Genomic DNA, 25,982 nt, shown 5'->3' with positions numbered 1-25,982 from the left:
ACCATCGATGTAGATACATTTCACGGTGTTCATCCTGCCTCACCCCACCCGCTTAGCCGGGTTGTGGTAAAGGTCGGCGAACATGTCGGCCATCGCTTCCTCGCTAGGCTCTTCTTGCATTTGCACGCTGACAGCACGGCTGACCAACTGATGACGGCGCGGCAGATGTAAATCATCCGGGATCCGCGGCCCGTCGGTCAGGTAAGCAACCGGTAACTCATGACTGATCGCCAGGCTCAACACCTCGCCCAGGCTCGCCGTTTCGTCGAGCTTGGTGAGGATGCAACCGGCCAGGCCGCAGCGTTTGTAACTGTGGTACGCAGCGGTAAGAACCTGTTTCTGGCTGGTGGTTGCAAGCACCAGGTAATTTTTCGACTTGATGCCACGCCCGGCCAGGCTTTCGAGCTGCATGCGCAGTGCCGGGTCGCTGGCTTGCAGGCCGGCCGTGTCGATCAACACCACGCGCTTGCGCAGCAGCGGGTCGAGCGCATTGGCCAGGGACTGGCCCGGGTCGACGTGGGTCACTGTCACATTGAGGATGCGGCCCAGTGTCTTGAGCTGCTCCTGGGCGCCGATGCGGTAGCTGTCCATGCTCACCAGCGCGATGTTCTGCGCGCCGTACTTGAGCACATAACGCGCGGCCAGCTTGGCCAGGGTGGTGGTCTTGCCCATGCCGGCGGGGCCGACCATGGCAATCACACCGCCCTCTTCCAGCGGTTCGATTTCCGGGGTGACGATCATGCGCGCCAAGTGTGCCAGCAACATGCGCCAGGCCTGGCGTGGTTCTTCGACTTCAGCCGTCAGTGCGAGCAAATCGCGCGACAACGGGCCGGACAAGCCGATGCGTTGCAGGCGGCGCCACAGGTTGGCCTGTTGCGGTTTGCTGCCTTGCAGCTGTGTCCACGCCAACGAGCCCAACTGCACTTCGAGCAGCTCACGCAGGCCATTGAGTTCAAAACGCATCGAGTCGAGCGCGCGCTGGTCGACGGCTTGAGCCTGGGCTGGCGCTGCAGGGCGCGGCGGTTCTTTGAAGGTCGGTTCTACCAACGGCTCGGCGGCGGTCAGCGGCAGGCCGGCGAACAATTGGCGATTGGTGCTGGCATCGCTGTCGCCACGCATGCTCAATTCAGCCTGGGCCGAGACAATGCGCGAAGCGGTTTTGCGCAGCTCGTCTTCGAGTTCCATGTTCGGCACGCGCGGCGCCAGCGCCGACGGGGTGTAATCCAGGGCAGCCGTCAGCTCGACACCGCCGGCAATGCGACGGTTTCCAATAATCGCGGCATCGGCGCCCAGCTCATCACGTACCAGTTTCATGGCCTGACGCATATCGGCGGCGAAAAAACGCTTAACTTGCATAACCCACTACCTCAGCCGTTGGGCCCTACTGTCGCGACGATAGTCACTTGCTTATTGTCAGGAATTTCCTGATAAGCCAAAACGTGCAAATTCGGTACTGCCAGGCGCCCAAACCGCGACAACATCGCTCGAACCGGGCCTGCCACCAGCAGAATCACCGGGTGGCCCGCCATTTCCTGACGCTGTGCGGCTTCGATCAACGAACGCTGCAGTTTCTCAGCCATGCTTGGCTCCAGCAGAACGCCTTCTTCCTGGCCAAGTCCGGCCTTCTGAATACTATTGAGCAATATTTGTTCCAACCTTGGTTCCAAGGTGATCACAGGCAGCTCAGACTCAATGCCTACAATGCTTTGCACGATGGCGCGGGACAAGCCGACACGCACCGCAGCCACCAAAGCGGCAGTATCTTGACTCTTGGCGGCATTGTTGGCGATGGCCTCGGCAATGCTGCGAATGTCGCGCACCGGCACCTGTTCGGCGAGCAAGGCTTGCAGCACCTTGAGCAACTGCGACAGCGACAACACGCCAGGCACCAGTTCTTCTGCCAGTTTTGGCGAGGCTTTGGCCAGCAACCCCATCAATTGCTGGACTTCCTCGTGGCCGATCAGCTCGTGGGAGTGCTTGTACAGGATCTGGTTGAGGTGGGTGGCGACCACGGTGCTGGCGTCCACCACGGTGTAACCCAGCGATTGAGCCTGGCTGCGCTGGCTGACTTCGATCCATACCGCTTCCAGGCCAAAAGCCGGATCTTTGGCGGTAATGCCGTTGAGCGTGCCGAACACCTGACCGGGGTTGATCGCCAACTCGCGGTCCGGGTAGATCTCGGCTTCGGCCAGGATCACGCCCATCAGGGTCAGGCGGTAGGCGCTGGGGGCCAAATCGAGGTTGTCGCGAATGTGTACGGTGGGCATCAAGAAGCCCAGGTCCTGGGACAGCTTCTTGCGCACACCCTTGATCCGCGCCAGCAATTGGCCGCCCTGGTTGCGGTCCACCAGCGGAATCAGGCGGTAGCCGACTTCCAGGCCGATCATGTCGATCGGGGTCACGTCATCCCAGCCCAACTCCTTGGTTTCCTGGGCGCGGGCCGGCGATGGCAGCAAGTCTTGCTGGCGGGCGATTTCCTGCTGGGCCTGGACCTTGACGGCATTTTGCTTGCGCCAGAACAGGTAGGCGCCACCGCCGGCCATCGCCGCCATGCTCAGGAACGACACGTGGGGCATGCCCGGCACGATGCCCATGATCGCCATGATGCCGGCGGCCACGGCCAGCGCCTTGGGCGAGGCGAACATCTGGCGGCTGATCTGCTTGCCCATGTCTTCGGAGCCCGAAGCACGGGTGACCATGATCGCTGCTGCTGTGGATAACAACAGTGATGGCAATTGCGCCACTAAACCGTCACCGATGGTCAGCAAGGCGTACACCTTACCCGCATCGCCAAAGGTCATGCCGTGCTGGAAGATACCGACCGCCATGCCGCCGATCAGGTTGATAAACAGAATCAGCAGGCCGGCGATGGCGTCACCGCGTACGAATTTACTCGCGCCGTCCATGGAGCCATAAAATTCGGCTTCCTGGGCGACTTCCAGACGACGGGATTTGGCTTGGTTCTGGTCGATCAGGCCGGCGTTGAGGTCGGCGTCAATCGCCATTTGCTTGCCGGGCATGGCGTCGAGGGTAAAACGCGCGCTCACCTCGGAAATCCGCCCGGCGCCCTTGGTGACCACCACGAAGTTGATGATCATCAGGATCGCGAACACCACGATACCAACCACGTAGTTACCGCCGATCACCACCTCACCGAAGGCCTGGATCACCTTACCGGCGGCGGCGTGGCCGTCCTGACCGTGGAGCATCACCACCCGCGTAGACGCCACGTTCAGCGCCAGGCGCAGCAGGGTCGCGATCAGCAAAATGGTCGGGAATACGGCGAAGTCCAGCGGCCGCAGGGCATACACGCAGACCAGCAGCACCACCACCGACAGCGCAATGTTGAAGGTGAAAAACACGTCGAGCAGGAACGGCGGCATCGGCAACATCATCATTGCCAGCATCACCAGCAACAACAACGGCACACCCAGGTTGCCCCGCGACAAATCAGTCAGGGTGCCACGGGCCGTGTTGAGCATTTGAGAGCGATCTACCACCGGTATTCCTCGTGTTCCTTGAAGCAAAGTTTTGACGCTGGAGGGCGTCCTGGAGGCGGTATTGCAAGAAGCCTTCCAACTTTGGTTTCAGGACGACGATCGTCGAGCGGTCACCGGTTCAAATGTGGGAGCTGGATGGGGGTGTGATGATCGTTCCCACGCTCTGCGTGGGAATGCAGCCAGGGACGCTCCGCGTCCCGACTTGAGCCCTGCGCAACGGTGACGCAGAGCGTCACGGGAGGCATTCCCACGCGGGAGCGTGGGAACGATCTTCATCTTCACAGTTGGATGGGGGTGTACCTGTTGTTAATGAGGAAATTTCCGACAAGGTTTTCGGGTTGCCCCTAGGAACCGGGCTCCCTAGTCTGCGTACACCGCTGCAAATGCAGTGGTCGGGCGTCGCGGCCCGGTTTACTACGGAACAGAAGCACCATATCCCTTTCAGTGAGCGGTTTTTTATCGTCTACTGTGCGGCGCTATGGCGGCTGTGCGCGGGATACCTTCGGGTATGCCGGGTTCCTTGGTAACCGGTCCGCGAACCTGCGCACAGCTGCCACCCTCCATCGCGTCGCGGCGATCAGTGGCGGCTCCACCTTTACCGAGGAACCTCACAATGATCAAACCCACCCCAAATCCCCCACCCAGCGTAATCCTCACCCTAATCGACGGCATCAGCACCGAAGACCTGCTGGTCAACCTCACCGAAAACCTGGCCTCCGCCCACGCCCTGACCTGCGACTTCGCCTTTGACCTGGAGGGAACACAGCGAGAAGGTGCGCTGGGTATTGCGCAGTTGATTGAGATCGGCCGATTGCTGGCTGAGCGCCTGCTGGATGACAGAGCGCCGTCACCAGCGGCAAAACCTGCTTGAATGATCGTTCCCACGCTCTGCGTGGGAATGCAGCCTGGGACGCTCCGCGTCCCGACTTGATCCTTGCGCAACGGTGACGCAGAGCGTCACAGGAGGCATTCCCACGCGGGAGCGTGGGAACGATCTTCATACGGGTTGGATGTTGGACGCTTGCTTGCCTTTGGGCCCTGTCGTTATTTCATAGCTGACTTTTTGGCCCTCTTGCAGAGATTTGAACCCAGCACTCTGAATCGCTGAAAAATGCGCAAAAAGATCCTCGCTACCATCATCCGGGGTAATAAAACCAAACCCCTTTGTGTCGTTAAACCACTTCACAGTACCCGTTGCCATAACCCTTCTCCTGACATTGCGCTCAAAAATCTCGTTAGATAAGCCTGATACAAAACGCAAACACACCCTGTGGCCGATGAATCCTGGCGAACTGTACCCGCTGGCCTTCTCGCCACCGGGTATACGCCGAACTCAAGCGGTCCAAACACACCGGCTCATCATCGCCATCCAACGCAATCAGCCCTTCACCGGTCTTGCGGTTATAAACCTTGATCGTCCCCGTTACCGCTTCCATCGCCCTTCCCCTGCATCTCGTTACTACTTGCGTACAGTGTCCGGCACCATAAAAACGCGAGAACGCAGAACTGGCTACTGTCAGAGTTGACAGGTAGACGGGGATTAACGACCAGTGGTAGTGATTGTTTACTGAGCAGCCGAGGGGTTATTTTTTTCGCTTGCGGGGTTTTCGCGCCTTGGGCGGCGTATCGATTTCGCTGGCGGGATTGCCCGTTGCCTGAACGGGTACCGCGTTGCCTTCGCGGTCGCGGGCGACAAAACCAATGCCCTTGACCGCGTCAAACCACCTGACCGTAGCCCTGCTCATGATCGCTCTCCCGAGCCACGCATGAAGGCGCGCCTCGTCGCTCTATCAAACAGTGAAGGCGGTGCAATGGATACTGTCAAAGTTGACAGGTCAACGGCGCTGACGACATATGGTAAGAAGGCCCGCTCGCCACAAAAAACTCAGGAATCGCGGCGCAGCTCCGGCGGAATCGGCAGATCCTTGAGCGGGTCTGGCCGTTTGCCCTTGCCCGCGCGGTATTGGCGGATCTGGTACACGTAGGCCAACACCTGCGCCACGGCCAGGTACAGGCCCGCGGGGATTTCCTGGTCGAGGTCGGTGGAGTAGAAGATCGACCGCGCCAGCTCCGGCGATTCCAGCAGCAGAATGTCGTTGGCCACGGCAATTTCGCGAATCTTCAGCGCGGTAAAGTCGCTGCCCTTGGCCAGCAACATCGGCGCGCCGCCCTTCTCCGGGTCGTACTTGAGCGCCACGGCGTAGTGGGTCGGGTTGGTAATGACCACGTCGGCGTCGGGCACCGCCGCCATCATCTTGCGCTGGGACATTTCCCGCTGCAGTTGGCGAATCCGCTGTTTGACCTCGGGGCGGCCTTCCTGGTCTTTGTGTTCGTCGCGCACTTCCTGCTTGGTCATCAGCAGTTTCTTGTGGCTTTCCCACAGCTGGATCGGCGCATCCACGGCGGCGATGATGATCAGCCCGCAAGCCATCCACAACGCACTCCAGCCCACCACCTGCACGCTGTGGATGATGGCCGATTCCAGCGGCTCATGGGCGATGCGCAGCAAGTCGTCGATGTCGGACGACAACACCGTCAACGCCACAAACAGGATCAGAATGAATTTCGCCAGCGCCTTGAGCAGTTCCACCAGCGCCTTGGTGGAGAACATGCGCTTAAGCCCAGGCCCAGGGTTCATGCGGCTGAACTTGGGCGCCATGCTGCCGGCGGCAAACAGCCAGCCGCCGAGGGACACCGGCCCGATCAGTGCCGCCAGCAACAGGGTGATCAGCACCGGCTGCACCGCCAGAATCGCGATTTTGCCCGAGTGCAACAGGTACTGGCCCATGGCGCCGGGGCTCAGCAGCACTTCGCGCGGCAGCGAAAAGTTGAGCTTCATCAGCTCCATCAGGTCCAGCGCCAGGCCACCGCCGTAGATCAGCAGGCCACCGGCACCGGCGAGCATCACGGCGAGGGTGTTAAGTTCTTTGGAGCGGGCAATCTCGCCCTTTTCCCTGGAGTCCTTTTTACGTTTCTCCGTGGGGTCTTCTGTTTTGTCCTGGCCACTCTCGCTCTCGGCCATGGCTCAACGCGCCCGTGCCAGATCACGTAAGAACTGCAAGGCGTCGGTGGCCAGCGGTTGATACTGATTGAGAATGTCGGCCATGCCGATCCAGAAAATCCCCATGCCCAACACCAGGGTCAGCGGGAAACCAATCGAGAAGATGTTCAATTGCGGCGCCGCGCGGGTCATTACGCCAAATGCGATATTGACCACCAGCAGCGCAGTAATCGCCGGCAACACCAGCAACAATGAGGCACCCAGCACCCAGCTGAGGCGCCCGACCAGCTCCCAGAAGTGGTTGACCACCAGCCCCGAGCCCACCGGCAAGGTGGTGAAGCTTTCGGTCATGACCTCGAACACCACCAAATGGCCATTCATCGCCAGGAAAATCAGGGTCACCAGCATGGTCAGGAACTGCCCGATCACCGCCACCGACACGCCGTTGGTAGGGTCGACCATGGACGCGAAGCCCATGCCCATCTGGATCGAGATGATCTGCCCGGCGATCACGAACGCCTGGAAGAACAACGTCAGCGAGAAGCCCATTATCGCGCCGATCAATATCTGCTCGGCAATCAGCAACAACGCGCTGAGGTCCAGGGCATTCACCGGCGGCATCGGCGGCAAGCCGGGCACGATGACGATGGTAATGGCGAAGGCAAAATACAAGCGGATGCGCCTCGGCACCAAGGTGGTCCCGAACACCGGCATGGTCATCAGCACCGCCGTGACGCGAAACATCGGCAAAATGAAAGATGCCACCCAGGTGCTGATCTGGGTGTCGGTCAAGGCCAGCACAGATTGCATCGGTCAGCCGATCAACTGCGGAATACTGCCGTACAGCTGCAGGATGTATTCCATAAAGGTTTGCACCAGCCACGGGCCGGCGACGATCAGGGTGATCAGCATCACCAGCAAACGCGGGAGGAAACTCAGGGTTTGTTCGTTGATCTGGGTCGCGGCCTGGAACATCGCCACCAGCAGGCCCACCAACAGGCTCGGCACCACCAGCACGGCGACCATCATGGTGGTCAGCCACAGCGCTTCACGGAACAGGTCAACCGCTACTTCTGGCGTCATCTGACTACACCCCGCCGAAACTGCTGGCCAGGGTGCCGATAATCAGCGCCCAGCCGTCCACCAGCACAAACAGCATGATCTTGAACGGCAGCGAGATAATCAGCGGCGACAGCATCATCATGCCCATGGCCATCAGCACGCTCGCCACCACCAGGTCGATGATCAGGAACGGGATAAAGATCATGAAGCCGATCTGGAACGCGGTTTTCAATTCGGACGTGACGAAGGCCGGCACCAGAATGGTCAGCGGCGCCTGATCCGGCGTGGCAATGTCGGTGCGCTTGGACAGGCGCATAAACAGCTCAAGGTCGCTGGAGCGGGTTTGCGAGAGCATGAAGTCCTTGATCGGACCCTGGGCCTTGTCGATCGCGTCCTGAGCCGAGAGTTTTTCGGCCAGGTAGGGTTGCAAGGCTTGCTGGTTCACCTTGTCGAACACCGGCGCCATGATGAACAAGGTCAAAAACAGCGCCATGCCGGTGAGGATCTGGTTCGACGGCGTCTGCTGCAGGCCCAGGGCCTGACGCAGAATCGAGAACACGATGATGATCCGCGTAAAGCTGGTCATCAGCATGACAAACGCCGGGATAAAACTCAGCGCAGTCATGATCAGCAAAATCTGCAGGCTGACCGAATATTCCTGGGCGCCGGCCGCGTTGGTACCCAGGGTGATCGCCGGGATCGACAACGGGTCGGCAGCCAACGCCAGCGGCGCGGCCAGCAACAGCATGAGCGTCAATAAAACGCGCATTACTTCTTATCCTTCTGATCCTTGCCCAGCAACTCCATCAGGCGCTGGGCGAATTCCGGCGTGGCGGCCTCGGTTTTGGTCGCTTCCACTGGTGTCTTGAGTACGTGCAACGGGGTGATGCGACCGGGCGTGATGCCGAGCAGGATTTGCTCTTCGCCCACTTGCACCAGCACCAGCCGATCACGCGGGCCGAGGGCGCGCGAGCCGATCATCTCGATCACCTGGGCATTGCCCGGCCCAATACGCTGCACGCGACGCATCAACCAGGCCAGCACGAAGATCAAGCCGACCACCAGCAACAGCCCCAGCACCAGCTGGGTCAATTGCCCACCGATGCCACTGCTGACCACCGGCGCCGCCGCTACCGCTGGGGCGATCGGCTCCGCCGCCATGGCGCTCAATGGCAGCGCCAGAAACAGTCCCGCCATCGAATACTTCATATCAACGCAACTTCTTGATGCGTTCGCTTGGGCTGATCACGTCCGTCAGGCGAATGCCGAACTTCTCGTTGACCACCACCACCTCGCCATGGGCGATCAGGGTGCCGTTGACCAGTACGTCCAGCGGCTCACCGGCCAGGCGGTCGAGCTCGATCACCGAACCCTGGTTGAGTTGCAGCAGGTTGCGGATGTTGATTTCGGTGCTGCCGACTTCCATGGAGATCGACACCGGAATGTCGAGGATCACATCCAGGTTCGGGCCGTCGAGGGTCACCGGGTCGTTGTTTTTCGGCACGCTGCCGAATTCTTCCATCGGCAGACGCTTGCCGGCCGGCGCCATGGCGGCGTCGGCGGCCAGCAGCGCGTCGATGTCGTCCTGGCCGACATCGCCGGTTTCTTCCAGGGCTGCAGCCCATTCGTCAGCCAGGGCCTGGTCTTCGGCGGAAGTGTTTTCGTGTTCGGTAGCCATTACATGTCCTCGGCGCAGCAAAAATTCATCGATAGAAGGGGCAGATCAGCGACGGTTGATCGGTTCGATCACTTGCAACGCCAGGTTGCCTTTGTGGGAACCGAGCTTGACCTTGAACGACGGTACGCCGTTGGCGCGCATGATCAGCTCTTCCGGCAGTTCCACAGGGATCACGTCCCCCGGTTGCATGTGCAAAATATCGCGCAAACGCAGCTGGCGACGGGCCACAGTGGCGCTTAACGGCACGTCGACGTCCAGCAGGTCTTCGCGCAGGGCCTTGACCCAGCGTTCGTCCTGGTCGTCGAGGTCGGACTGGAAACCGGCATCGAGCATTTCGCGCACCGGCTCGATCATCGAGTACGGCATGGTCACGTGCAGGTCGCCGCCGCCGCCATCGAGTTCGATATGGAAGGTGGAGACCACAATGGCTTCGCTGGGGCCGACGATGTTGGCCATGGCCGGGTTCACTTCCGAGTTGATGTACTCGAAATTGACTTCCATGATCGCCTGCCAGGCTTCCTTCAAGTCGATGAAGGCTTGCTCCAGCACCATGCGCACCACACGCAGTTCGGTGGGGGTGAATTCACGCCCTTCGATCTTGGCGTGACGGCCGTCGCCGCCGAAGAAGTTGTCCACCAGCTTGAACACCAGCTTGGCGTCGAGGATGAACAGTGCGGTGCCGCGCAGCGGCTTGATCTTGACCAGGTTGAGGCTGGTGGGCACGTACAGCGAGTGCACGTATTCACCGAACTTCATCACCTGCACGCCGCCCACCGCCACGTCCGCCGAACGGCGCAGCATGTTGAACATGCTGATACGGGTGTAGCGGGCGAAACGCTCGTTGATCATCTCCAGGGTCGGCATGCGCCCGCGGACGATACGATCCTGGCTGGTGAGGTCATAACTTTTGACGCTGCCGGGCTCGGCAGCCATTTCGGTCTGTACCAGACCGTCGTCGACGCCATGCAACAGCGCGTCGATTTCATCCTGGGACAGCAGGTCTTGCACGGCCATGTCGTGATCCTACTGCAATACGAAGTTAGTGAAGAGCGCCTGCTCGACCACGACTTTGCCGAGCTCTTTCTGGGCCACTTCCTGCACGCTGGCAGTGACCTTCTGGCGCAGCATTTCCTGGCCGACCGGGGTGGCCAGGCTGTCGAAGCTCTGGCCGGAGAACAGCATCACCAGGTTGTTGCGGATCACCGGCATATGCACTTTAAGCGCATCCAGGTCCGCCTGGTTACGCGCCAGCAAGGTGATGCTCACCTGCAGGTAGCGTTGGCGACCGTTCTGATTGTAGTTGGCGACAAAGGCCGGCAGCATCGGCTCGAAGATTGCCGGTTGCTTGACGTTGGTGGCGGTTTCGGCGGCGGGTGCCGGCTTGCTCGCACTGCTGTGCATGATGTACCACGTGCCGCCGATCGAGGCGCCAATGGCCAGGAGCAGGCCCAGCACAATCAGCAGGATCAGCTTGAGCTTGCCTTTGCCTGCGGGTGGGGTTGCTGCTGCGTCGTCGCTCTTCGCCATGCCAATAATCCGTCACTATTCGGGGATTCATAGATCTACGGGAAGGCAAGAGCAAGTGTTATGCCAGAGTTGTCAGGCAAGCCGGGCGCAAAACAAATGTGGGAGCGGGCTTGCTCGCGAATACGGTGGATCAGTTAATGAATCTGTTGACTGACACACCGTATTCGCGAGCAAGCCCGCTCCCACACTTTGATCTTTATACGGCTCAGGTCAGGCGTAATAGTCGACGGCGCTGGAACCGATCACGGTCTGGCTCACCGGCGCGACCGCTGCCGCCACTTCAGCAGCGTCACCCGCATCCCCGCCATCACCACGCCCGCCAATGCCGCTTATGCCGCGTGCCTGGTTCTGCTGCTGTTGTTCCTGGCCCTGCCCCTGCCAGCCACGGGACTGGTCGGACACATTGACATCCACCTGCCCCATGCCCTGCTGGGCAAACATCTCACGCAAACGGCCGGACTGGCTTTCCAGCGCTTCACGCACCACGGCGTGGCCGCTCATGAAGTTGACCTGGGCTTGCTGGTCGGCGGTCATATTGACCTTGATATCCAGGCGCCCCAGCTCGGCCGGCTGCAACTGAATCTCCGCCGACTTGAGGTTGGCGCTGGACAGGTACATCACGCGGTTGACCACTTCTTCGGTCCAGCCGCTCTGGTGCATGGCCAGCGGCGCATTGGCCACGGGCGGCAAGGCATTTGCGGTTTTCGGCGTGGCGGCCTGGGTCAGCGCGGCCAGGCGGTTGGCGAAATCATCCACGCGGGTGTCGCTGCTGGCGTCTTTCAAATCCTTGAGGCCGCCTTCGATCAGCCCGCTGAAGGCCTTGTCGCCGCCCTGGTCAGTACTGTCTTTGGTGGCTTGCTGGTCGACCATGCCGGCAAGACCTGCGGCAAAGTTTTGCGCGGCGGTGGGTTGATCCTGAGCGCTGGTCGGCGCAGCTTTCTGTGGCGTCTGGCTGCTGGCCGACACATGGCCGCCCTGCTCCATCGCCAGGCGCACGGCCGGCATCGAATCCAGCGGGTCGGCTTCGGGATCGAAGGCCGGTTGCCTGGCATCTTCGGTTGCCGCAACCGGCGCCGCGACCACCGGCAGGGCCTTGTCATCATTATTGGCCGCGACCGGCGCTGGCGTGGGCACCGGGACAGGCACCGGCGTAACGGCGGCGGCCAATGCCGGGTCAACCACCGGATCAACCGCAGGCTGCTGCGCCAGGGCCGGGTCGGCGGGCTTGTCGTCATCACTGCTGGCGCTGTCGTCGGTCTTGGCCGGCTTGGCAGGCAAGGGATTGCCGCTATCGGCAACCGCCGGCGTACTGGCGGCAGGCTTGGCGCTGGTGTCCGCAGGCTTGTCACGCGTGACTTTGGCCGGGCTGTCGTCGGGCTTCAGCGTGGGCTTGGGGCTTTGGTTGGCAAACACTTGAGCGAAGCCAGGGCCCTTGTCCTGTGGGGCTGCAACCGCTACCGGGGAAGTAGCGGCAGGCGCTTGAGGCTTGGCCGCAGGGGCAGCCTGAAGGAGCGAATTGGGGGCGACTGGCATAGGTAAAGGTCTCCACTGCACTGGGGGTCGGGGATGCAGTATTGGGAGGTAGAGCAAGAGTTGGGCCAGGTTTGCGGGTCAAAGACAAATGACAGGTAAAACACAGTCTAAATGTGTGCGAGCAAGCCCGCTCCCACAGTTTGATCCGCACAGGACTGGTACAACTTTGGTGATTCAGAGGCCGAAGCGCTGCCTTTCCGACTCATACAGCGGCCGCACCAACGCAAACTCATGATCAATCTGATCAACCAGCGCACCCAAGTCCGCCGTCAGCTCGACGGACTCCACCTCCAGCCGCTGACACAACTGCGCCAACCGCACCGCCCCAAGGTTGCCACTGCTGCCCTTGAAGCTATGGGCAATGCGCCCCAACGCCTTGGCATCATCACGCGACTTGCGCAACGCTTCGACGCGCTTTTGCGAATCGTCCAGAAAGGTCTCCAGCAGTTTCGGATACTCGCTTTCCATCACTTCCTGCAGGCCCGTCAGCACATCAGGGTCCAGATGAATCTCAAGCACTTGTTCGCTCCTTGATCAAGAATCGGCGGATTATGCCAGAGCCCCCCAGCAAAACTCCACGCATACACTGCGCCCGCCATCGGTCCAGCGTACATCGCTGCTCAGTTGCCGTACCAGGCTCAGCCCGCGGCCAGACAGGCGGTCGATATCCAGCGGCCGCGCCAGCACCTGTTCCACGTCAAAGCCGGGGCCACTGTCCTCAATGCGCAGCGTCATTTTGCCACCTGTGGCAGTCGGCACCACCTGCACATGCACCCGCACATAACCGCTGTTCAACTGCGCCAAGCGCTGGTTGCGCTGGCGGTAATACTCGGCAAACCCCAGGGCATCGCGCTTGAGTCGCGAATCCAGGCCCAGCACGCCATGCTCCAGCGCATTGGAATACAACTCGGCCATCACGCTGTACAGCGCCCCGCTCTGCCCGCGCAGGCCGTGAATCTCCAGCAACAACTGCAACAGGTACGGCAACGGGTTGTAGCTTTTGAGCGTGCGCGCACGAAACTCGAAGCTCACCGACCAATCCAGCGGGCACGACTGGCCACTGTCGGCGTACAGCGGCTCAGCCGCCCGCGACGGCTGGCCCGCCTGCAAGGTGATCTCCACCATACTCACATCATCACGCGCCTCGCCCCGAAACGCCGCCAGGGCCTGCTCAATATCCTCAAACAAGCGGTCGGGCTTGCGATTGCCGGCAAATACCTGCTGCAAGCGCGCAGCGCCAAATAACTGATCATTGGCGTCGGCAGTGTCCAGTACACCATCGGACAGCAAGAACACCCGGTCGCCCAGGGCCATGGGCCAGACTTCGGTGCTGTCATCAAACGCCTGCGCCGACAGCACACCCAGCGGCAGGTGCCGCGACACCAACGGCGTGCGCTTGCCGGTGGCGATCTCATGCACATAGCCCTCGGGCATGCCGCCGTTCCACACCTCCACCACGCGCCGCTGGGCACTCAGGCACACCAGGGTGGCGCAGCAGAACATGTCCACCGGCAGGATGCGCTTGAGCTTGGCATTCATCTCGCGCAGGGTCTGGGCCAGGCCGTAGCCCTTGGCGGTCATGCCGTAGAACACCTCCGCCAGCGGCATGGCGCCCACGGCGGCCGGCAGGCCATGGCCGGTGAAGTCACCGAGCAACACATGCATGTCGCCGGAGGGCGTGTAGGCCGCCAGCAACAGGTCGCCGTTGAACAGCGCATAAGGCGATTGCAGGTAACGAATGTTCGGCGCCGCATTGATGCAACCCGAATGCGCCACCTTATCGAACACCGCCTTGGCCGCACGTTGCTCATGCAACAGGTAATCGTGGTGCCGGGCGATCTGGTCGCGCTGGCGCAGCACCATGGCCTGCAGCCGCCGCAGGCGGTCCATGGCATTGATCTTGGCGGCCAGGATCAGCGGGTTATAGGGTTTGGGCAGGAAATCATCGCCACCGGCATCCAGGCACTGGGCCAGGGCTTCACTCTCGCGCAGCGAGGTAAGAAAGATGATCGGCACCAGCGCCTCACCCGCCAATTGCTTGATCCGCCGCGCCGCCTCAAAGCCGTCCATCACCGGCATCAGGGCGTCCATCAACACCAGTTGCGGGCGCTCACGGGTGAACACCTCGACGGCTTGCGCGCCATTCGAGGCGGTGAGCACCTGATGGCCCTGACGCCGAATGATCGTCGACAGCAACAGCAAATCGGCGGCGCTGTCTTCGGCGATCAGGATCGTCAGCGCCTCGAGTACGGGGGCCAGGGTGTTCAACTGATGTCGAACAGTTTGTCGAAGTTGGAGATGGCGAGGATCTTGCGCACATCGGAGTTGCTGTTGATGACCTGCACTTCGGCGTTATCGCCACCGGCGTGGTCACGCAACAGCAGGAGCATGCCCAGGGCCGAGCTGTCCATGTAGGTGGCGTCCTTCAGGTCCACCACGTAGATCTCGGGCACTTTGTAAAACCGTTCGTAGGCCTCACGAAAGGTCTGGTGGTTACCGAAATCGAAACGGCCTCTTACTTTAATCGTCAACTTCGTCCCATCCAGGGACACTTCTGATTCGACTGACATGTGACTGCTTCCTTGTCATTGGCAATATGCAACAAGGTTTAGCAGCTGATAGAGATGTGAGCAACACTGATACTCAAATGTGGGAGCTGGCGTGTGTGGGAGCTGTTAGTACTGTGACTGGCGCGGAAGACGCTGTGATAGCTCGTCGAGCAGCTTTTGCTCGCGCTTGTCTTCGATGGCCCGCGCTTCGTCGATATAACGCTGCACCAGCTTGCGCAACCCTTCAACCCGGGCAAACGCCGCTTGCCAAGCCTCACGAGCCTTATCGAGATTATTCTGGTGCCAGGCCAGGCTCTGGCGCTGTTGGCTCACGGCAGTTTCCAGCTGGTTGAGAAAGCCCTGGTAACCCATCAGCCATTGGCCGGACACGCCCTTGCTGCCGCGTTCGATCCACTGTTGCTGGTACTCGCTGCGAAAACGCTCCAGGTCACCCAGTTTGCTTTCCGCCAGGCGCACCTGACCCTGGAAATACCCCAGGCGTTGCACGGCGGTTTTCTCGGCCTTTTCGGCCATGTCCACCACTGGGGCCAGGCGTGAAGAACGGGTGCTGGCCATGGCTTAACCGCCCGGCGCCGGGGCGAAGATCGAGCCCAGGTGGGCTTCGCTTTCGCCCATGCTGATTTTGTCGTTAAGGCCCTGGCGCAGGTAGCTCACCAACTGCGGTTGCAGCGCGATGGCCAGGTCGGTTTCGCGATCGCCACCGGCCACGTAGGCGCCGACGCTGATCAGGTCTCGGCTCTGCTGATAACGCGACCACAGTTGTTTGAAGTGCTGCGCACGGGCCATGTGCTCTGCGGTGACCACCGCCGGCATCACCCGGCTGATCGAGGCTTCGATGTCGATGGCCGGGTAGTGCCCCTCCTCCGCCAACCGCCGTGACAACACGATGTGGCCGTCGAGCACGCCCCGCGCCGAGTCGGCAATCGGGTCTTGTTGGTCATCGCCTTCGGACAACACGGTGTAGAACGCAGTTATTGAACCGCCACCGGCCTCGGCATTACCGGCGCGCTCCACCAGCTTGGGCAGCTTGGCGAACACTGACGGCGGATAACCTTTGGTGGCGGGCGGCTCGCCGATGGCCAGGGCGATTTCCCGCTGGGCCTGGGCAAAACGCGTGAGCGAGTCCATCAGCAACAGGACATTCTTGCCCTTGTCGCGAAAATATTCGGCGATACGCGTGCAGTACATCGCGGCGCGCAGGCGCATCAGCGGCGCATCGTCGGCTGGGGATGCGACCACCACCGAGCGTTTGAGGCCTTCTTCACCGAGGCTGTGCTCGATGAATTCTTTCACTTCACGGCCGCGCTCGCCGATCAGCCCGACCACGATAATGTCGGCCTCGGTAAAGCGCGTCATCATGCCCAGCAACACCGACTTACCCACGCCGGTACCGGCAAACAGGCCCAGACGCTGGCCGCGACCAACCGTCAATAAACCGTTGATGCTGCGAATACCCACGTCCAGCGGCACGCTGATGGGGTTGCGGTTGAGCGGGTTGATGGTCGGGCCGTCCATCGGCACCCAGTCTTCGGCCTTCATCCCGCCTTTGCCGTCGAGTGCGCGACCGGCGCCATCGAGCACGCGGCCGAGCATGCTCATGCCCATGGGCAGGCGGCCGGTGTCGGCCAAGGGCACCACGCGGGCACCGGGGGCGATGCCCGCCAGGCTGCCGACAGGCATGAGGAAAATCTTGCTGCCGGAAAAGCCCATCACCTCGGCCTCGACCTGCACCGGGTGGTAGCTGTCGTCGTTGATCACCAGGCAGCGGCTGCCCATGGCGGCGCGCAGGCCTTCGGCCTCGAGAGTGAGGCCAACCATGCGCAGCAGGCGCCCTTCGAGAATCGGCTGGCCGGGCAACTCAGTGAGCTCGGCATAGCCGCCCAGGCGCTTGGCGAAGCTGGTGCGATCAAGGCGCATCGGCGGCGTCCAGGTCCACACTCAGGTCTGGCTCGGCCGGGTGCAGGGCTTGTTCATGCAGTTGATCAAACAGCTTGGCCATGATCTGGCTGATACGGGTTTCCACCGTGGCATCGATGCGGCTGTGTTCCGTCTCGACGCGGCAACCACCGGGCAACAACGCCGCGTCCTCGACGATGCGCCAGGTTTCTTCATGGCGCTCGCGCAGGGCTTTGACCTGTTCGAAATCCTGCGGGTTGATGTACAGGCGCACATTGCCCACGCCCAACGGCAGCAGCTTGAGGGCTTCGCGCATGACGCTTTCGATATGGCTGGAATCGAGCACCAGTTCGCGCTGGATCACCTGGCGAGCAATGTGCTCGACCAGGCCGACCATGGCTTTTTCGATCTGCGTATCCTGCTCGGCAATCGGGTCGAACAGCGTGCCCATCAGCCGCTCAAGGCTGGCGAGTTTGACGCTGAGCGCCTCTTCGGCTTCCTGGCGCACCTTGAGGGTGGTGCTGCGAAAGCCGTCCTTCTCGCCGGCCGCAAAGCCTTCGTTGTAGGCTTCCTGGCGGATGGCCTCCAACTCTTCAAGGGTCAGTGGCTGGACTTCATCCAGCGGCACTTCTTCCATCTCTACCGGCGTTTCAACCACCGGTTCAGGCTCAGGCTCCGGCACATGCGGATCGAAGCTGGGCAGCGACCAGATGTCGAACCCGCCGACATCCCGCGCGCGAATCAGATCGCTGGGCGTCTCATCTTTGTTCGACATGGGACGCGCCTTAGATCATTTCTTCGCCGCCCTTCCCGCCGAGAACGATTTCTCCGGCTTCGGCCATACGGCGGGCAATGGTGAGGATTTCTTTCTGCGCGGTTTCGACGTCGCTGACGCGCACCGGGCCTTTGGCTTCGAGGTCGTCGCGCAACAGTTCGGAAGCACGCTTGGACATGTTCTTGAAGATCTTCTCTTTGACGTTTTCGTCCGAGCCCTTGAGGGCCAGCACCAGCACGTCGGAGGAGACTTCGCGCAGCAACGCCTGGATGCCACGGTCGTCGACATCGGAGAGGTTGTTGAACACGAACATGAGGTCTTCGATCTGGCCGGACAGGGTGTCGTCGATCTCGCGGATCGAGTCCATCAACTGGCCTTCGACCGAGCTGTCGAGGAAGTTCATGATGTCGGCCGCACGCTTGATGCCGCCCAAGGTGGTGCGCGAAGCATTCGAGTTGCCGGAGAACTGCTTCTCCAGAATCGTGTTGAGTTCTTTCAGGGCTGCCGGCTGCACGGTGTTCAGCGACGACACGCGCAGGATGATGTCCAGGCGCACTTTATGGTCGAAGTGGCCGAGCACTTCACCGGCCTGGTCCGGGTCGAGGTAAGCCACGACGATCGCCTGGATCTGCGGGTGCTCATAGCGGATCACGTCGGCCACCGCGCGCGGTTCCATCCACTTGAGGCTGTCCAGGCCACTGGTGTTGCCGCCCAGCAGGATGCGGTCGATCAGGCCGTTGGCCTTGTCTTCGCCAAGAGCCGAGGTGAGCATCTTGCGGATATAGCTGTCGGAGCCGACGCCCAGGCTGGTCTGGTCGCCGACGATCTCGACGAACTCGCTCATCACCTGCTCGACTTGCTCGCGGTGCACATTGCGCATCTGCGCCATGGCCACGCCCACCCGCTGGACCTCTTTAGGCCCCATGTGGCGCAGCACTTGGGCGGCGTCGGTTTCACCCAGGGACAGCAGCAGAACTGCGGCTTTATCGACCTTGGTGAGCTTGGCAACAGCGGCTCGATTATCACTCATCTGCGTTGATCCACTCTTTCACGACCTGAGCCACACGGCCCGGGTCTTCTGCTACCAGACTCTTGATTGCATTCAGCTGAGCGTCGTAGCCTTCGCTCGGGCTTGGCAACAGGATGCTTTGCGGGCCGCCGAGGCTGACGCGGTCGTTGGCCAGTTCGCCGTCCAGGCCGCCCATGCCACCCAACTCGACGTCGCCACCGGCCAAAGCCAGCTGTTTCTTGCCGTTGCCGGTGATGTTGTTGAGCACCGGGCGCAGCACGCCGAACACCAGCACCAGGATGAACAACACACCCAGCACTTGTTTAACGATGTCCCAGAACCATGGCTGCGTGTAGAACGCCGGGTCGGCGATCACTTCGGCGCGCTCGGCGGAGAACGGCATGTTGATCACGCTGACGCTGTCTCCACGGCTGGCGTCGAAACCGACGGCGTCCTGTACCAGGCGCGTGAAACGCGCCAATTCATCGCTGCTCCACGGTGCACGGGTGACGGCACCATCCGCCGGGTTGACCTTGACCTGATCATCGACCACCACCGACACCGACAGGCGATTGATCTTGCCCTGCTGCTGTTTGGTGTGGCTGATGGAACGGTCGAGTTCGAAGTTCTTGGTCGACTGGTTACGCTTGTCCGCCGGGTACGGTGCGAGCATGGGCTGGCCGGTGGCCGGGTCCATGATCTGCTGGCCGTTGGCGTCCAACAGTGGTTGGCCCGGCTGGATCGCGCCAGCCGTGGCAGCGGCGCCACCGGTGGTTTGTGGTGCAGTCGCCGGGGCCGGTGGCTGGTTGCTCAGGGCACCCGGCACACCTTGCGGGCCATTGCTGGCGGTACGTTGTTCGCTGGTGGACTGCTCGCTGCGCAGCGCAGGCTGGTCCGGGTTGAACTGTTCGGAGGTCGACTCGACCGCGCTGAAATCCACGTCGGCGGACACTTCAGCCTTGTAGCGGTCATTGCCCAGCACCGGTTGCAGGATGTTGTGCACCCGCTGGGTCAGCATGCTTTCCATGCGGCGGCTGTAGTCGAACTGCTTGCCGGCCTGGGTCAGCGCGGAGTTCTCGGCCTGGTCCGACAGCAGGTTGCCCTTCTGGTCGACCACAGTGATTTGCGACTTGCTCAATTCGGGAACGCTGGTGGCCACCAGGTTGATGATCGCCAGTACCTGGCCAGGCTCCAGGGAGCGGCCGGAAAACAGTTCGACCAATACCGAGGCACTTGGCTTGCGTTCGTCACGCACGAACACCGAGCTTTTCGGGATCGCCAGGTGCACGCGGGCGCCCTTGACGTTGTTCAAGCTGCTGATGGTGCGCGCCAGTTCGCCTTCCAGGCCACGACGGTAGCGGGTGGCTTCCATGAACTGGCTGGTGCCCAGGCCCTGGTCCTTGTCGAGGATTTCAAAACCGATATTGCTGTCGGACGGCGTTACACCAGCCGCAGCCAGCTTCATGCGCGCACGGGCCACGTCATCGGACTTGACCAGCAAGGCGCCGGAATTGGGCTCCACGGTGTAGGCGATGTCGGCGGCGGCCAGGGTTTCCATGATCTGCTTGGAATCCATGCCGGCCAGGCTGCCGTACAGCGGACGGTAATCGGGTTGCTGCGACCACAACACCACGGCAAAACCAATCGCCACGCTCGCCGCCAGGCCGACCATCAGGCCCACCTGCCGCAGCATGGTCATTTCCGAGAGGTTTTCCAGGAACGACAGGCCAAACAGCGGCGGCTTGCCGTCTGCCTTGGCGGGTACGTTGTCGGAGACTGCTTCTGCCATGACTTAAATCTCGTCCTTAAACCGGCATCTGCATGATGTCTTGATAAGCCTGAACCAGCTTGTTACGCACTTGGGTCAAGGCTTGAAAGGAAACGCTGGCCTTTTGCGAAGCGACCATCACATCGGTGAGGTCCACGCCGCTCTTGCCGATCTCGAAGGCGGTGGCCAACTGATTGGAGGCTTGCTGGGTGTCGCTGACTTTGTTGATTGCCTGACCGAGCATGTCGGCAAAACTGCTTTGGCCCAATTCCGGCGCTGGCGCGACGGATTTCGGTTGAGCCATGGCATCCATTTGCATGGAGCGCATATCCAACATCAACCGATTGAACTCAATACCCTGGCTCATGACCTTCTCTCTCCGACGACCCGCAATTTTTTGACACTACGCAGCAATTACCAGGGGAGGTAGCAACAAGGGTGCCAGCTCTGTAGCAACTCGTAAGAAAAGGCGACAAACCTTGTCGACCTTGTTACCGGTCAGGTGGCGAACAGGTAGGCTTCCACGTCCATGCCGGCGTCGCGCATCTGCGCCAGCTTGTAGCGCAGGGTGCGCGGGCTGATGCCCAGGCGCTCAGCGGCCTCTTTGCGACGGCCGCGCTCGGCACGCAAGGTGTCGATGATCATTTGGAATTCGCGGCGGCGCAGGTCGTCGCCCAGCGCACCGCCGGACTCGGTATCGGCAGCCGCCACCGGTGCGGGCGCCAGGCTCGGCAACGGCGCGCTGCCACTGCCCATGGCCAGGCAAAAGTCCTGCGGCTGGATCAAACCGCCCTGCTGCAAAATCAGCGCACGCTGGATGGCGTTGTCCAATTCGCGCACGTTGCCCGGCCATGGGTAGCTGATCAGGCAAGCCTGAGCCTCGGCCGACAGCCGCGCCTGGGCGTGCTTCATTTTTTTGACGTGGTTGTTCAGCAGGCGCTCGGCCAGCGGGATGATGTCCGCCGGGCGTTCGCGCAACGGGCGCCAGGCCAGCGGGAATACGGATAGCCGGTAGAACAGGTCTTCACGAAAGCGCCCCGCCGCCACTTCGCCCGCAAGGTCGCGGTTGGTGGTGGCAACCACGCGGATATCCAGCTGGATCGGCTTGCGCGCACCCACGCGCTCCACCTCACGCTCCTGCAACACCCGCAGCAGCTTGGCTTGCAGGCCCAGGGGCATTTCCGAGATTTCGTCGAGCAGGATGGTGCCGCCGTCGGCCTGTTCGAACTTGCCGGCCTGGGCCGCGATGGCGCCGGTGAACGAGCCTTTTTCATGGCCGAACAAGGTGGCTTCGAGCATGTTGTCAGGGATCGCCGCGCAGTTGATCGCGATGAACGGTTGTTTGGCACGGCTCGATTGTTGGTGGATATACCGCGCCAGCACTTCTTTACCGGTGCCGGACTCGCCGGAGATCAGCACGGTGGAATCGCTGCGCGCCACACGGGCCGCCAGTTCCAGCAACTGTGCGCTGGCCGGTTCAAAGGCAATCGGGCCTTGGCCTTCGGCGTTCGAAACAACGCCGAGTGCATGCCGGGCAACCAGTTCGATCAAGGCTTTAGGCTCAAAGGGTTTGACCAGGTAATCCGCCGCGCCCTGGCGCATGGCGTCCACCGCCCGCTCCACGGCGCCATGGGCGGTCATCAGCAGCACCGGCAACTGCGGCTTGCGCGCGCGCAGCAGGCCGAGCAACTGGTGGCCGTCCATGCCGGGCATGTTGACGTCACTGACCACCAGGCTGAAAGATTCCTGCTCGACCGCCTCCAAGGCTTCCTCGGCAGAACCGACCGCCCGGTAGTCATGGCCCGCCAGCAGCAGCGTGTCAGCCAATGCTTCACGCAGGGCGCGATCGTCTTCGACCAGTAAAACCTTGATAGCCATAGTCCTTTTACTCCGCGCTTGCCGTGCTGGAAAACAGTGGCAAGGTCATCAATGCACAGGTGCCACGCCCCAATCGGGAGTGCAGTTGCAATTCTCCCTGATGCGCACGTGCCACGGCCTTGACCACGGTCAGGCCGAGGCCGGTGCCGTTGGTCTTGGTGGTAAAAAACGGTTCGCCCAGGCGTTGCAGCACACGCGGTTCGATGCCGCTGCCGCTGTCGCTGATACACAGGCGCAGGGTTTGCTCGCGGGTGTACAGGTGGACCTTGAGCCGCGCTCCGAGGCCACTGGCCTGGGTGGCGTTTTCGATCAGGTTAAGCAAGGCGCCGACCAGGGTGTCGCGATTGCACAGCAACTCGCCCTGGTGGCTGTCGCACTGCCAGCGCACCTGGGCGTCCTGGATATGGGTGGCGGCCGCCGCTTGCAGCGACTGCATCAACAGGGCGGGCGTAACGCGGTCGGTCAGCGGCAATTCGCCGCGGGCGAACACCAGCATGTCGCGCACCTGGTGCTCCAACTCATGCAAGCGCTCTTTGAGACGGCCAGCAAAACGCTGATGGGTGGCGGCCGGCAATTGCTCGTCAGTCAAATGACTGGCGTAGATCAGCGCCGCCGACAACGGCGTGCGGATCTGATGCGCCAACGAAGCGACCATCCGCCCCAACGACGACAAGCGTTCATGGCGCGCCAGCTGGTCTTGCAGGTGACGGGTTTCCGTCAGGTCGTTGAGCAGCACCAGTTGGCCAGGCTCGGCGTCCAGGGAACGGGTGGCGATGGACAGGCGGCGGCCGTCCTTGAGGGATATTTCGTGGCCGTCGTCTTCACGGGGGGCGAAGCAGCGGGCGATGACTTCGCGCCACAACTCGCCTTCCAGCGGCAGGCCGAGCATGTCGACCGCAGCCGGGTTGGCTTCGCGCACGCGGCCCTGATCATCAATGACGATTACGCCACCGGGCAGCAGCGACAGCAGGTTTTGCAGACGGTTGGCCAGGCGCTCTTTCTCGGCCAGCTCTTGCATGCGCTGGGCACTGACCACCGCCAGCTCGCCTTTAAGCTCGGAAACCCGCGCCTCCAGCAAGCTGTAAGAGTCAGTCAGTTGGCTCGACATCTGGTTGAACTGCGAGAACGCCTGTTCAAGACCCTGCCGGGTCAGCGGCTCTGAGGACGGAACGAGCCCCGCAATAGCAGGGGCGGAAGAAAGTTGGGCGGCGTGGGGCATCATGCTCTCTCGCTTGGCTGACCGTCAGTTAAACGGAACGTTGCGAGGGCTGTAGCAATACCCGTGCCTAAAAAAAACTACTGAAATTTCAGTAGCTTAAAAAACAGGCGTCAATCATCCGCCTGTTCATCACCTTCCCGGCGGCTCATACCGTACTTGCGCATCTTCTCCACCAGGGTGGTTCGACGGATTCGCAAGCGTTCGGCGGCGCGGGCAACAATGCCGTTGGCATCGTCCAGCGCCTGCTGGATCAGGCCCTGCTCGAGGCTACCGAGGTAGTCCTTCAAGTCCAGGCCTTCGGGCGGCAGCATGGCGGTGGCGCCGAAGTCCGGCGTGTGGCCGTTGATGGCCACGCGCTCTTCGAGGTCGGTGCGCAGGCTGTCGACCAGTTGTTCGTCTTCGTCGTCGACGTAACGGAATTTCTTCGGCAGTTCGACCACGCCGATCACACCGTAGGGGTGCATGATCGCCATGCGCTCTACCAGGTTGGCCAGCTCACGCACGTTGCCCGGCCAGCCGTGGCGGCACAGCGACATGATCGCGGCGGAGTTGAAGCGAATCGAACCGCGCTTTTCGTGCTCCATGCGCGAGATCAACTCGTTCATCAGCAACGGGATGTCTTCCACGCGCTCGCGCAGCGGGGCCATCTCGATGGGGAATACGTTGAGGCGGTAGTACAGGTCTTCGCGGAAGCTGCCGACCTCGATCATGCTTTCGAGGTTTTTGTGCGTGGCGGCAATGATGCGCACGTCGACGCTCTGGGTCTTGTTGCTGCCCACGCGCTCGAAGGTGCGCTCCTGCAATACGCGCAACAGCTTGACCTGCATCGGCAGCGGCATGTCGCCGATTTCGTCGAGGAACAAGGTGCCGCCGTTGGCCAGTTCGAAACGCCCGGCACGGCTGGTGATCGCCCCGGTAAAGGCGCCCTTCTCGTGGCCGAACAGTTCGCTTTCAAGCAGCTCTGCCGGGATCGCCCCGCAGTTGACCGGCACGAATGGCCCGTCGCGGCGCTTGGAGTGATAGTGCAGGTTGCGGGCAACCACTTCCTTGCCGGTGCCGGATTCGCCAAGGATCAGCACGCTGGCGTCGGTGTCGGCGACTTGCTGCATCATCTGGCGCACATGCTGAATCGCACGGCTGGTGCCGACGAGGCTGCGGAACAGGTTGGGTTCACGGTGACGGCCGCGCTCGCGAGCCTGGTCGTACATCTCGCGATAGACCTGGGCACGGTGCAGGGAGTCGAGCAATTTGCTGTAGCTGGGCGGCATTTCCAGGGTTGAAAGCACGCGGCGGCGCTGGTCTTCCGGCAGGTCCACGGAAGAAATATCACCCATCAGCAACACCGGAAGGAACTCATCCCAGGTCGACAGTGTCTTTAACAGGCCCAAAATGGCGCCAGGAGCATTTACCGTCCCGATCAGCACACAAATAACTTCACGGCTCGACGACAAAGAGCTGACCGCCTGCTGCCAGTCATGGCTGCCGCAGGGCAAATTTTCTTCACCGAGAAAATTTAAAATCACCGCCAAATCGCGGCGACGGACGCTATCGTCATCAATCAGCAGAATTTTGGTTTCACGCCACATGCAATAGCAACTTCCCTAGTAAAACTTCCTGCCCCAGAGTGAGGGCAATCGAGACGCCTGTAGGACTTCTTACCTAACAGACGCCTGAAATCTGAAAACAGCACTAGTTAAGTCAAAAATACGAGCACAGTCAAATATATGACGCACTGTTCGGATTAACTGGGCCAGTTCAGCCGAACAGATGGTAAACCTTTGACGCACTTTGCGCGCGGTTGATCTGCGACATCTCTTCGAAAATCGCCTGGCGCTCGCCGGTCGTGACCTCCAGCAACTGCTGATACACCGCCAGCAAACTCTCCAACTTCTCCCGCAGCGCATCCTCGTCCACCGGCGCGTTATTGAGCGCTTCGTCGATGACTGCGCGGCACCCCATGTCCAGTTCGCCGATGGCGTCCCAGTTACGTTGCGCCAATGCGTCGACCAAGGCTTCGCGGGTCTCGTCAATCCGTTGCAGGGCGTGGCTCATGACATCATCCTCAGGCCAAAGGCCTACAGTGTTGCAATACCGTCCCAGCCTTCCTTGAGCGTAATCATCAGGCCGGCTACTTCGTCGATCATGCTGACATCGCTCTTGCTGTTGGCTTCAAGCAAACGCGTGGTCATGTAGGCATACAGGTTATCGAGTTGCTGCAACGCGGCCGGATCATCGGTTTTTTCCGGGTTCAGGCCGTCACGCAGGCCGATCAAAATATCGATCGCCTTGCCCAACAACAAACCCTTCTGCGCGATATCACCACGAGCCATGGCGCCCTTGGCCTGCGCCATGCGGTCCAGCGCGCCTTCCATCAGCATCTGCACCAGGCGATGTGGGCTGGCTTCAGAGACTTGGGCATGGGAATTGACCTTCTGGTATTGGCGAAGGGCTCTCATGGGATTCATGTTTCTACCTCGTGGCAGGCAACAGCTAAAAAAGATGGGCTCTGATTATTATGTCGACGGCGTCGCAAAAAACTTTAAGCCGATAGTCTGGCGAAGGTCAC

The 25,982-nt window shown here is 61.2% G+C and carries 28 protein-coding genes; 1 reads left to right on the top strand and 27 read right to left on the bottom strand.

The features are described from left to right. Positions 1 to 39: 39 nt before the first annotated feature. Positions 40 to 1,356 carry a flagellar biosynthesis GTPase FlhF gene (gene flhF / locus BLV67_RS14285; RefSeq protein WP_065929738.1) on the bottom strand — a complete coding sequence of 439 codons (1,317 nt, stop codon included), beginning with the start codon at positions 1,354 to 1,356 and terminating at the stop codon, positions 40 to 42. Positions 1,357 to 1,367: 11 nt separating this feature from the next. Next, positions 1,368 to 3,482 (bottom strand): flagellar biosynthesis protein FlhA, encoded by a 2,115-nt coding sequence (gene flhA / locus BLV67_RS14280; RefSeq protein WP_069788090.1) that lies wholly within the window; start codon positions 3,480 to 3,482, stop codon positions 1,368 to 1,370. 631 nt (positions 3,483 to 4,113) lie between these two features. Here flhA and BLV67_RS14275 point away from each other — a divergent pair. After that, positions 4,114 to 4,371, top strand: coding sequence for a DUF6124 family protein (locus BLV67_RS14275; RefSeq protein WP_069788089.1), 258 nt, complete (start codon positions 4,114 to 4,116; stop codon positions 4,369 to 4,371). A gap of 126 nt (positions 4,372 to 4,497) precedes the next feature. Here BLV67_RS14275 and BLV67_RS14270 read toward each other — a convergent pair whose 3' ends face one another. The 25 genes from BLV67_RS14270 to fliS all read right to left on the bottom strand — a co-directional run bounded on the left by BLV67_RS14270 (position 4,498) and on the right by fliS (position 25,881). After that, positions 4,498 to 4,701: a cold-shock protein gene (locus tag BLV67_RS14270; RefSeq protein ID WP_065929741.1), complete on the bottom strand. Its 204-nt coding sequence runs from the start codon at positions 4,699 to 4,701 to the stop codon at positions 4,498 to 4,500. 382 nt (positions 4,702 to 5,083) lie between these two features. Continuing rightward, entirely contained in the window at positions 5,084 to 5,245 is a 162-nt protein-coding gene (locus tag BLV67_RS32500) for an acetate and sugar kinases/Hsc70/actin family protein (protein ID WP_122528502.1), read from the bottom strand. A 140-nt stretch (positions 5,246 to 5,385) separates the two neighbouring features. Then, positions 5,386 to 6,522, bottom strand: coding sequence for a flagellar biosynthesis protein FlhB (gene flhB, locus BLV67_RS14260; protein ID WP_056859763.1), 1,137 nt, complete (start codon positions 6,520 to 6,522; stop codon positions 5,386 to 5,388). Positions 6,523 to 6,525: 3 nt separating this feature from the next. After that, positions 6,526 to 7,311, bottom strand: a complete 786-nt coding sequence (gene fliR / locus BLV67_RS14255; RefSeq protein WP_065929743.1) for a flagellar biosynthetic protein FliR — start codon at positions 7,309 to 7,311, stop codon at positions 6,526 to 6,528. Between the two features lie 3 nt (positions 7,312 to 7,314). Continuing rightward, positions 7,315 to 7,584, bottom strand: coding sequence for a flagellar biosynthesis protein FliQ (gene fliQ / locus BLV67_RS14250; RefSeq protein ID WP_003214552.1), 270 nt, complete (start codon positions 7,582 to 7,584; stop codon positions 7,315 to 7,317). A 4-nt stretch (positions 7,585 to 7,588) separates the two neighbouring features. Next, positions 7,589 to 8,332, bottom strand: coding sequence for a flagellar type III secretion system pore protein FliP (gene fliP, locus BLV67_RS14245; RefSeq protein WP_056859761.1), 744 nt, complete (start codon positions 8,330 to 8,332; stop codon positions 7,589 to 7,591). Next, on the bottom strand, positions 8,332 to 8,772 hold the full coding sequence (gene fliO, locus BLV67_RS14240; RefSeq protein ID WP_069788088.1) for a flagellar biosynthetic protein FliO: 441 nt from the start codon (positions 8,770 to 8,772) through the stop codon (positions 8,332 to 8,334). Before fliO ends, fliP begins: the two co-directional genes overlap by 1 nt. A 1-nt stretch (position 8,773) precedes the next feature. Beyond that, positions 8,774 to 9,241, bottom strand: a complete 468-nt coding sequence (gene fliN, locus BLV67_RS14235; RefSeq protein ID WP_017134946.1) for a flagellar motor switch protein FliN — start codon at positions 9,239 to 9,241, stop codon at positions 8,774 to 8,776. Between the two features lie 45 nt (positions 9,242 to 9,286). After that, positions 9,287 to 10,255: a flagellar motor switch protein FliM gene (fliM, locus tag BLV67_RS14230; RefSeq protein WP_010166091.1), complete on the bottom strand. Its 969-nt coding sequence runs from the start codon at positions 10,253 to 10,255 to the stop codon at positions 9,287 to 9,289. A gap of 9 nt (positions 10,256 to 10,264) precedes the next feature. Next, positions 10,265 to 10,768: a flagellar basal body-associated protein FliL gene (gene fliL / locus BLV67_RS14225; RefSeq protein ID WP_017134945.1), complete on the bottom strand. Its 504-nt coding sequence runs from the start codon at positions 10,766 to 10,768 to the stop codon at positions 10,265 to 10,267. Positions 10,769 to 10,978: 210 nt separating this feature from the next. Next, positions 10,979 to 12,301: a flagellar hook-length control protein FliK gene (locus BLV67_RS14220; RefSeq protein ID WP_069788084.1), complete on the bottom strand. Its 1,323-nt coding sequence runs from the start codon at positions 12,299 to 12,301 to the stop codon at positions 10,979 to 10,981. A gap of 174 nt (positions 12,302 to 12,475) precedes the next feature. Then, entirely contained in the window at positions 12,476 to 12,820 is a 345-nt protein-coding gene (locus BLV67_RS14215; RefSeq protein ID WP_065929746.1) for an Hpt domain-containing protein, read from the bottom strand. Positions 12,821 to 12,850: 30 nt separating this feature from the next. Further along, positions 12,851 to 14,569 (bottom strand): ATP-binding SpoIIE family protein phosphatase, encoded by a 1,719-nt coding sequence (locus BLV67_RS14210; RefSeq protein WP_065929747.1) that lies wholly within the window; start codon positions 14,567 to 14,569, stop codon positions 12,851 to 12,853. After that, positions 14,566 to 14,871 (bottom strand): STAS domain-containing protein, encoded by a 306-nt coding sequence (locus tag BLV67_RS14205; RefSeq protein ID WP_065929748.1) that lies wholly within the window; start codon positions 14,869 to 14,871, stop codon positions 14,566 to 14,568. The genes BLV67_RS14210 and BLV67_RS14205 overlap by 4 nt, the downstream gene beginning before the upstream one ends. A gap of 105 nt (positions 14,872 to 14,976) precedes the next feature. Next, positions 14,977 to 15,426, bottom strand: coding sequence for a flagellar export protein FliJ (fliJ, locus tag BLV67_RS14200; protein ID WP_069788083.1), 450 nt, complete (start codon positions 15,424 to 15,426; stop codon positions 14,977 to 14,979). Positions 15,427 to 15,429: 3 nt separating this feature from the next. Then, positions 15,430 to 16,788: a flagellar protein export ATPase FliI gene (gene fliI, locus BLV67_RS14195; protein WP_069788082.1), complete on the bottom strand. Its 1,359-nt coding sequence runs from the start codon at positions 16,786 to 16,788 to the stop codon at positions 15,430 to 15,432. Then, positions 16,778 to 17,542 carry a flagellar assembly protein FliH gene (fliH, locus tag BLV67_RS14190; RefSeq protein ID WP_069788081.1) on the bottom strand — a complete coding sequence of 255 codons (765 nt, stop codon included), beginning with the start codon at positions 17,540 to 17,542 and terminating at the stop codon, positions 16,778 to 16,780. Before fliH ends, fliI begins: the two co-directional genes overlap by 11 nt. Before the next feature lie 10 nt (positions 17,543 to 17,552). Further along, entirely contained in the window at positions 17,553 to 18,572 is a 1,020-nt protein-coding gene (gene fliG, locus BLV67_RS14185) for a flagellar motor switch protein FliG (RefSeq protein WP_010208743.1), read from the bottom strand. After that, a complete protein-coding gene (gene fliF / locus BLV67_RS14180) occupies positions 18,565 to 20,340 on the bottom strand; it encodes a flagellar basal-body MS-ring/collar protein FliF (RefSeq protein ID WP_069788080.1) in 1,776 nt (591 codons plus the stop codon). Before fliF ends, fliG begins: the two co-directional genes overlap by 8 nt. 16 nt (positions 20,341 to 20,356) lie before the next feature. Next, positions 20,357 to 20,686, bottom strand: a complete 330-nt coding sequence (gene fliE, locus BLV67_RS14175; protein ID WP_016972029.1) for a flagellar hook-basal body complex protein FliE — start codon at positions 20,684 to 20,686, stop codon at positions 20,357 to 20,359. A gap of 131 nt (positions 20,687 to 20,817) precedes the next feature. Further along, positions 20,818 to 22,197: a sigma-54-dependent transcriptional regulator gene (locus BLV67_RS14170; protein WP_069788079.1), complete on the bottom strand. Its 1,380-nt coding sequence runs from the start codon at positions 22,195 to 22,197 to the stop codon at positions 20,818 to 20,820. Between the two features lie 7 nt (positions 22,198 to 22,204). Then, the gene (locus BLV67_RS14165) at positions 22,205 to 23,416 is read right to left on the bottom strand and encodes a sensor histidine kinase (RefSeq protein ID WP_069788087.1); all 1,212 of its coding nucleotides are present in this window, start codon (positions 23,414 to 23,416) and stop codon (positions 22,205 to 22,207) included. Positions 23,417 to 23,526: 110 nt separating this feature from the next. Beyond that, positions 23,527 to 25,002: a sigma-54 dependent transcriptional regulator gene (locus BLV67_RS14160; protein WP_065929754.1), complete on the bottom strand. Its 1,476-nt coding sequence runs from the start codon at positions 25,000 to 25,002 to the stop codon at positions 23,527 to 23,529. A gap of 169 nt (positions 25,003 to 25,171) precedes the next feature. Next, positions 25,172 to 25,468: a flagellar protein FliT gene (gene fliT / locus BLV67_RS14155; protein ID WP_017134933.1), complete on the bottom strand. Its 297-nt coding sequence runs from the start codon at positions 25,466 to 25,468 to the stop codon at positions 25,172 to 25,174. A gap of 23 nt (positions 25,469 to 25,491) precedes the next feature. Further along, entirely contained in the window at positions 25,492 to 25,881 is a 390-nt protein-coding gene (gene fliS, locus BLV67_RS14150) for a flagellar export chaperone FliS (RefSeq protein WP_017134932.1), read from the bottom strand. Positions 25,882 to 25,982: the final 101 nt, after the last annotated feature.

Source organism: Pseudomonas salomonii, from assembly GCF_900107155.1.
Classification (GTDB): domain Bacteria; phylum Pseudomonadota; class Gammaproteobacteria; order Pseudomonadales; family Pseudomonadaceae; genus Aquipseudomonas; species Aquipseudomonas salomonii.
This window is presented reverse-complemented; position numbering and strand designations above follow the sequence as displayed.

Coding starts and splice junctions, on each gene's coding strand:
- BLV67_RS14165 (WP_069788087.1), bottom strand. CDS start 23,416: ATGCCCCACGCCGCCCAACTTTCTTCCGCCCCTGCTATTGCGGGGCTC.
- BLV67_RS14275 (WP_069788089.1), top strand. CDS start 4,114: ATGATCAAACCCACCCCAAATCCCCCACCCAGCGTAATCCTCACCCTA.
- BLV67_RS14220 (WP_069788084.1), bottom strand. CDS start 12,301: ATGCCAGTCGCCCCCAATTCGCTCCTTCAGGCTGCCCCTGCGGCCAAG.
- fliQ (WP_003214552.1), bottom strand. CDS start 7,584: ATGACGCCAGAAGTAGCGGTTGACCTGTTCCGTGAAGCGCTGTGGCTG.
- flhB (WP_056859763.1), bottom strand. CDS start 6,522: ATGGCCGAGAGCGAGAGTGGCCAGGACAAAACAGAAGACCCCACGGAG.
- fliN (WP_017134946.1), bottom strand. CDS start 9,241: ATGGCTACCGAACACGAAAACACTTCCGCCGAAGACCAGGCCCTGGCT.
- flhA (WP_069788090.1), bottom strand. CDS start 3,482: ATGCTCAACACGGCCCGTGGCACCCTGACTGATTTGTCGCGGGGCAAC.
- fliG (WP_010208743.1), bottom strand. CDS start 18,572: ATGAGTGATAATCGAGCCGCTGTTGCCAAGCTCACCAAGGTCGATAAA.
- fliJ (WP_069788083.1), bottom strand. CDS start 15,426: ATGGCCAGCACCCGTTCTTCACGCCTGGCCCCAGTGGTGGACATGGCC.
- fliP (WP_056859761.1), bottom strand. CDS start 8,332: ATGCGCGTTTTATTGACGCTCATGCTGTTGCTGGCCGCGCCGCTGGCG.
- fliH (WP_069788081.1), bottom strand. CDS start 17,542: ATGTCGAACAAAGATGAGACGCCCAGCGATCTGATTCGCGCGCGGGAT.
- BLV67_RS14160 (WP_065929754.1), bottom strand. CDS start 25,002: ATGTGGCGTGAAACCAAAATTCTGCTGATTGATGACGATAGCGTCCGT.
- fliS (WP_017134932.1), bottom strand. CDS start 25,881: ATGAATCCCATGAGAGCCCTTCGCCAATACCAGAAGGTCAATTCCCAT.
- BLV67_RS14205 (WP_065929748.1), bottom strand. CDS start 14,871: ATGTCAGTCGAATCAGAAGTGTCCCTGGATGGGACGAAGTTGACGATT.
- fliM (WP_010166091.1), bottom strand. CDS start 10,255: ATGGCCGTGCAAGACCTGCTGTCCCAGGATGAAATCGACGCGCTGTTG.
- fliI (WP_069788082.1), bottom strand. CDS start 16,788: ATGCGCCTTGATCGCACCAGCTTCGCCAAGCGCCTGGGCGGCTATGCC.
- flhF (WP_065929738.1), bottom strand. CDS start 1,356: ATGCAAGTTAAGCGTTTTTTCGCCGCCGATATGCGTCAGGCCATGAAA.
- fliT (WP_017134933.1), bottom strand. CDS start 25,468: ATGAGCCACGCCCTGCAACGGATTGACGAGACCCGCGAAGCCTTGGTC.
- fliE (WP_016972029.1), bottom strand. CDS start 20,686: ATGAGCCAGGGTATTGAGTTCAATCGGTTGATGTTGGATATGCGCTCC.
- BLV67_RS32500 (WP_122528502.1), bottom strand. CDS start 5,245: ATGAGCAGGGCTACGGTCAGGTGGTTTGACGCGGTCAAGGGCATTGGT.
- fliL (WP_017134945.1), bottom strand. CDS start 10,768: ATGGCGAAGAGCGACGACGCAGCAGCAACCCCACCCGCAGGCAAAGGC.
- BLV67_RS14270 (WP_065929741.1), bottom strand. CDS start 4,701: ATGGCAACGGGTACTGTGAAGTGGTTTAACGACACAAAGGGGTTTGGT.
- fliO (WP_069788088.1), bottom strand. CDS start 8,772: ATGAAGTATTCGATGGCGGGACTGTTTCTGGCGCTGCCATTGAGCGCC.
- fliR (WP_065929743.1), bottom strand. CDS start 7,311: ATGCAATCTGTGCTGGCCTTGACCGACACCCAGATCAGCACCTGGGTG.
- BLV67_RS14170 (WP_069788079.1), bottom strand. CDS start 22,197: ATGGCTATCAAGGTTTTACTGGTCGAAGACGATCGCGCCCTGCGTGAA.
- fliF (WP_069788080.1), bottom strand. CDS start 20,340: ATGGCAGAAGCAGTCTCCGACAACGTACCCGCCAAGGCAGACGGCAAG.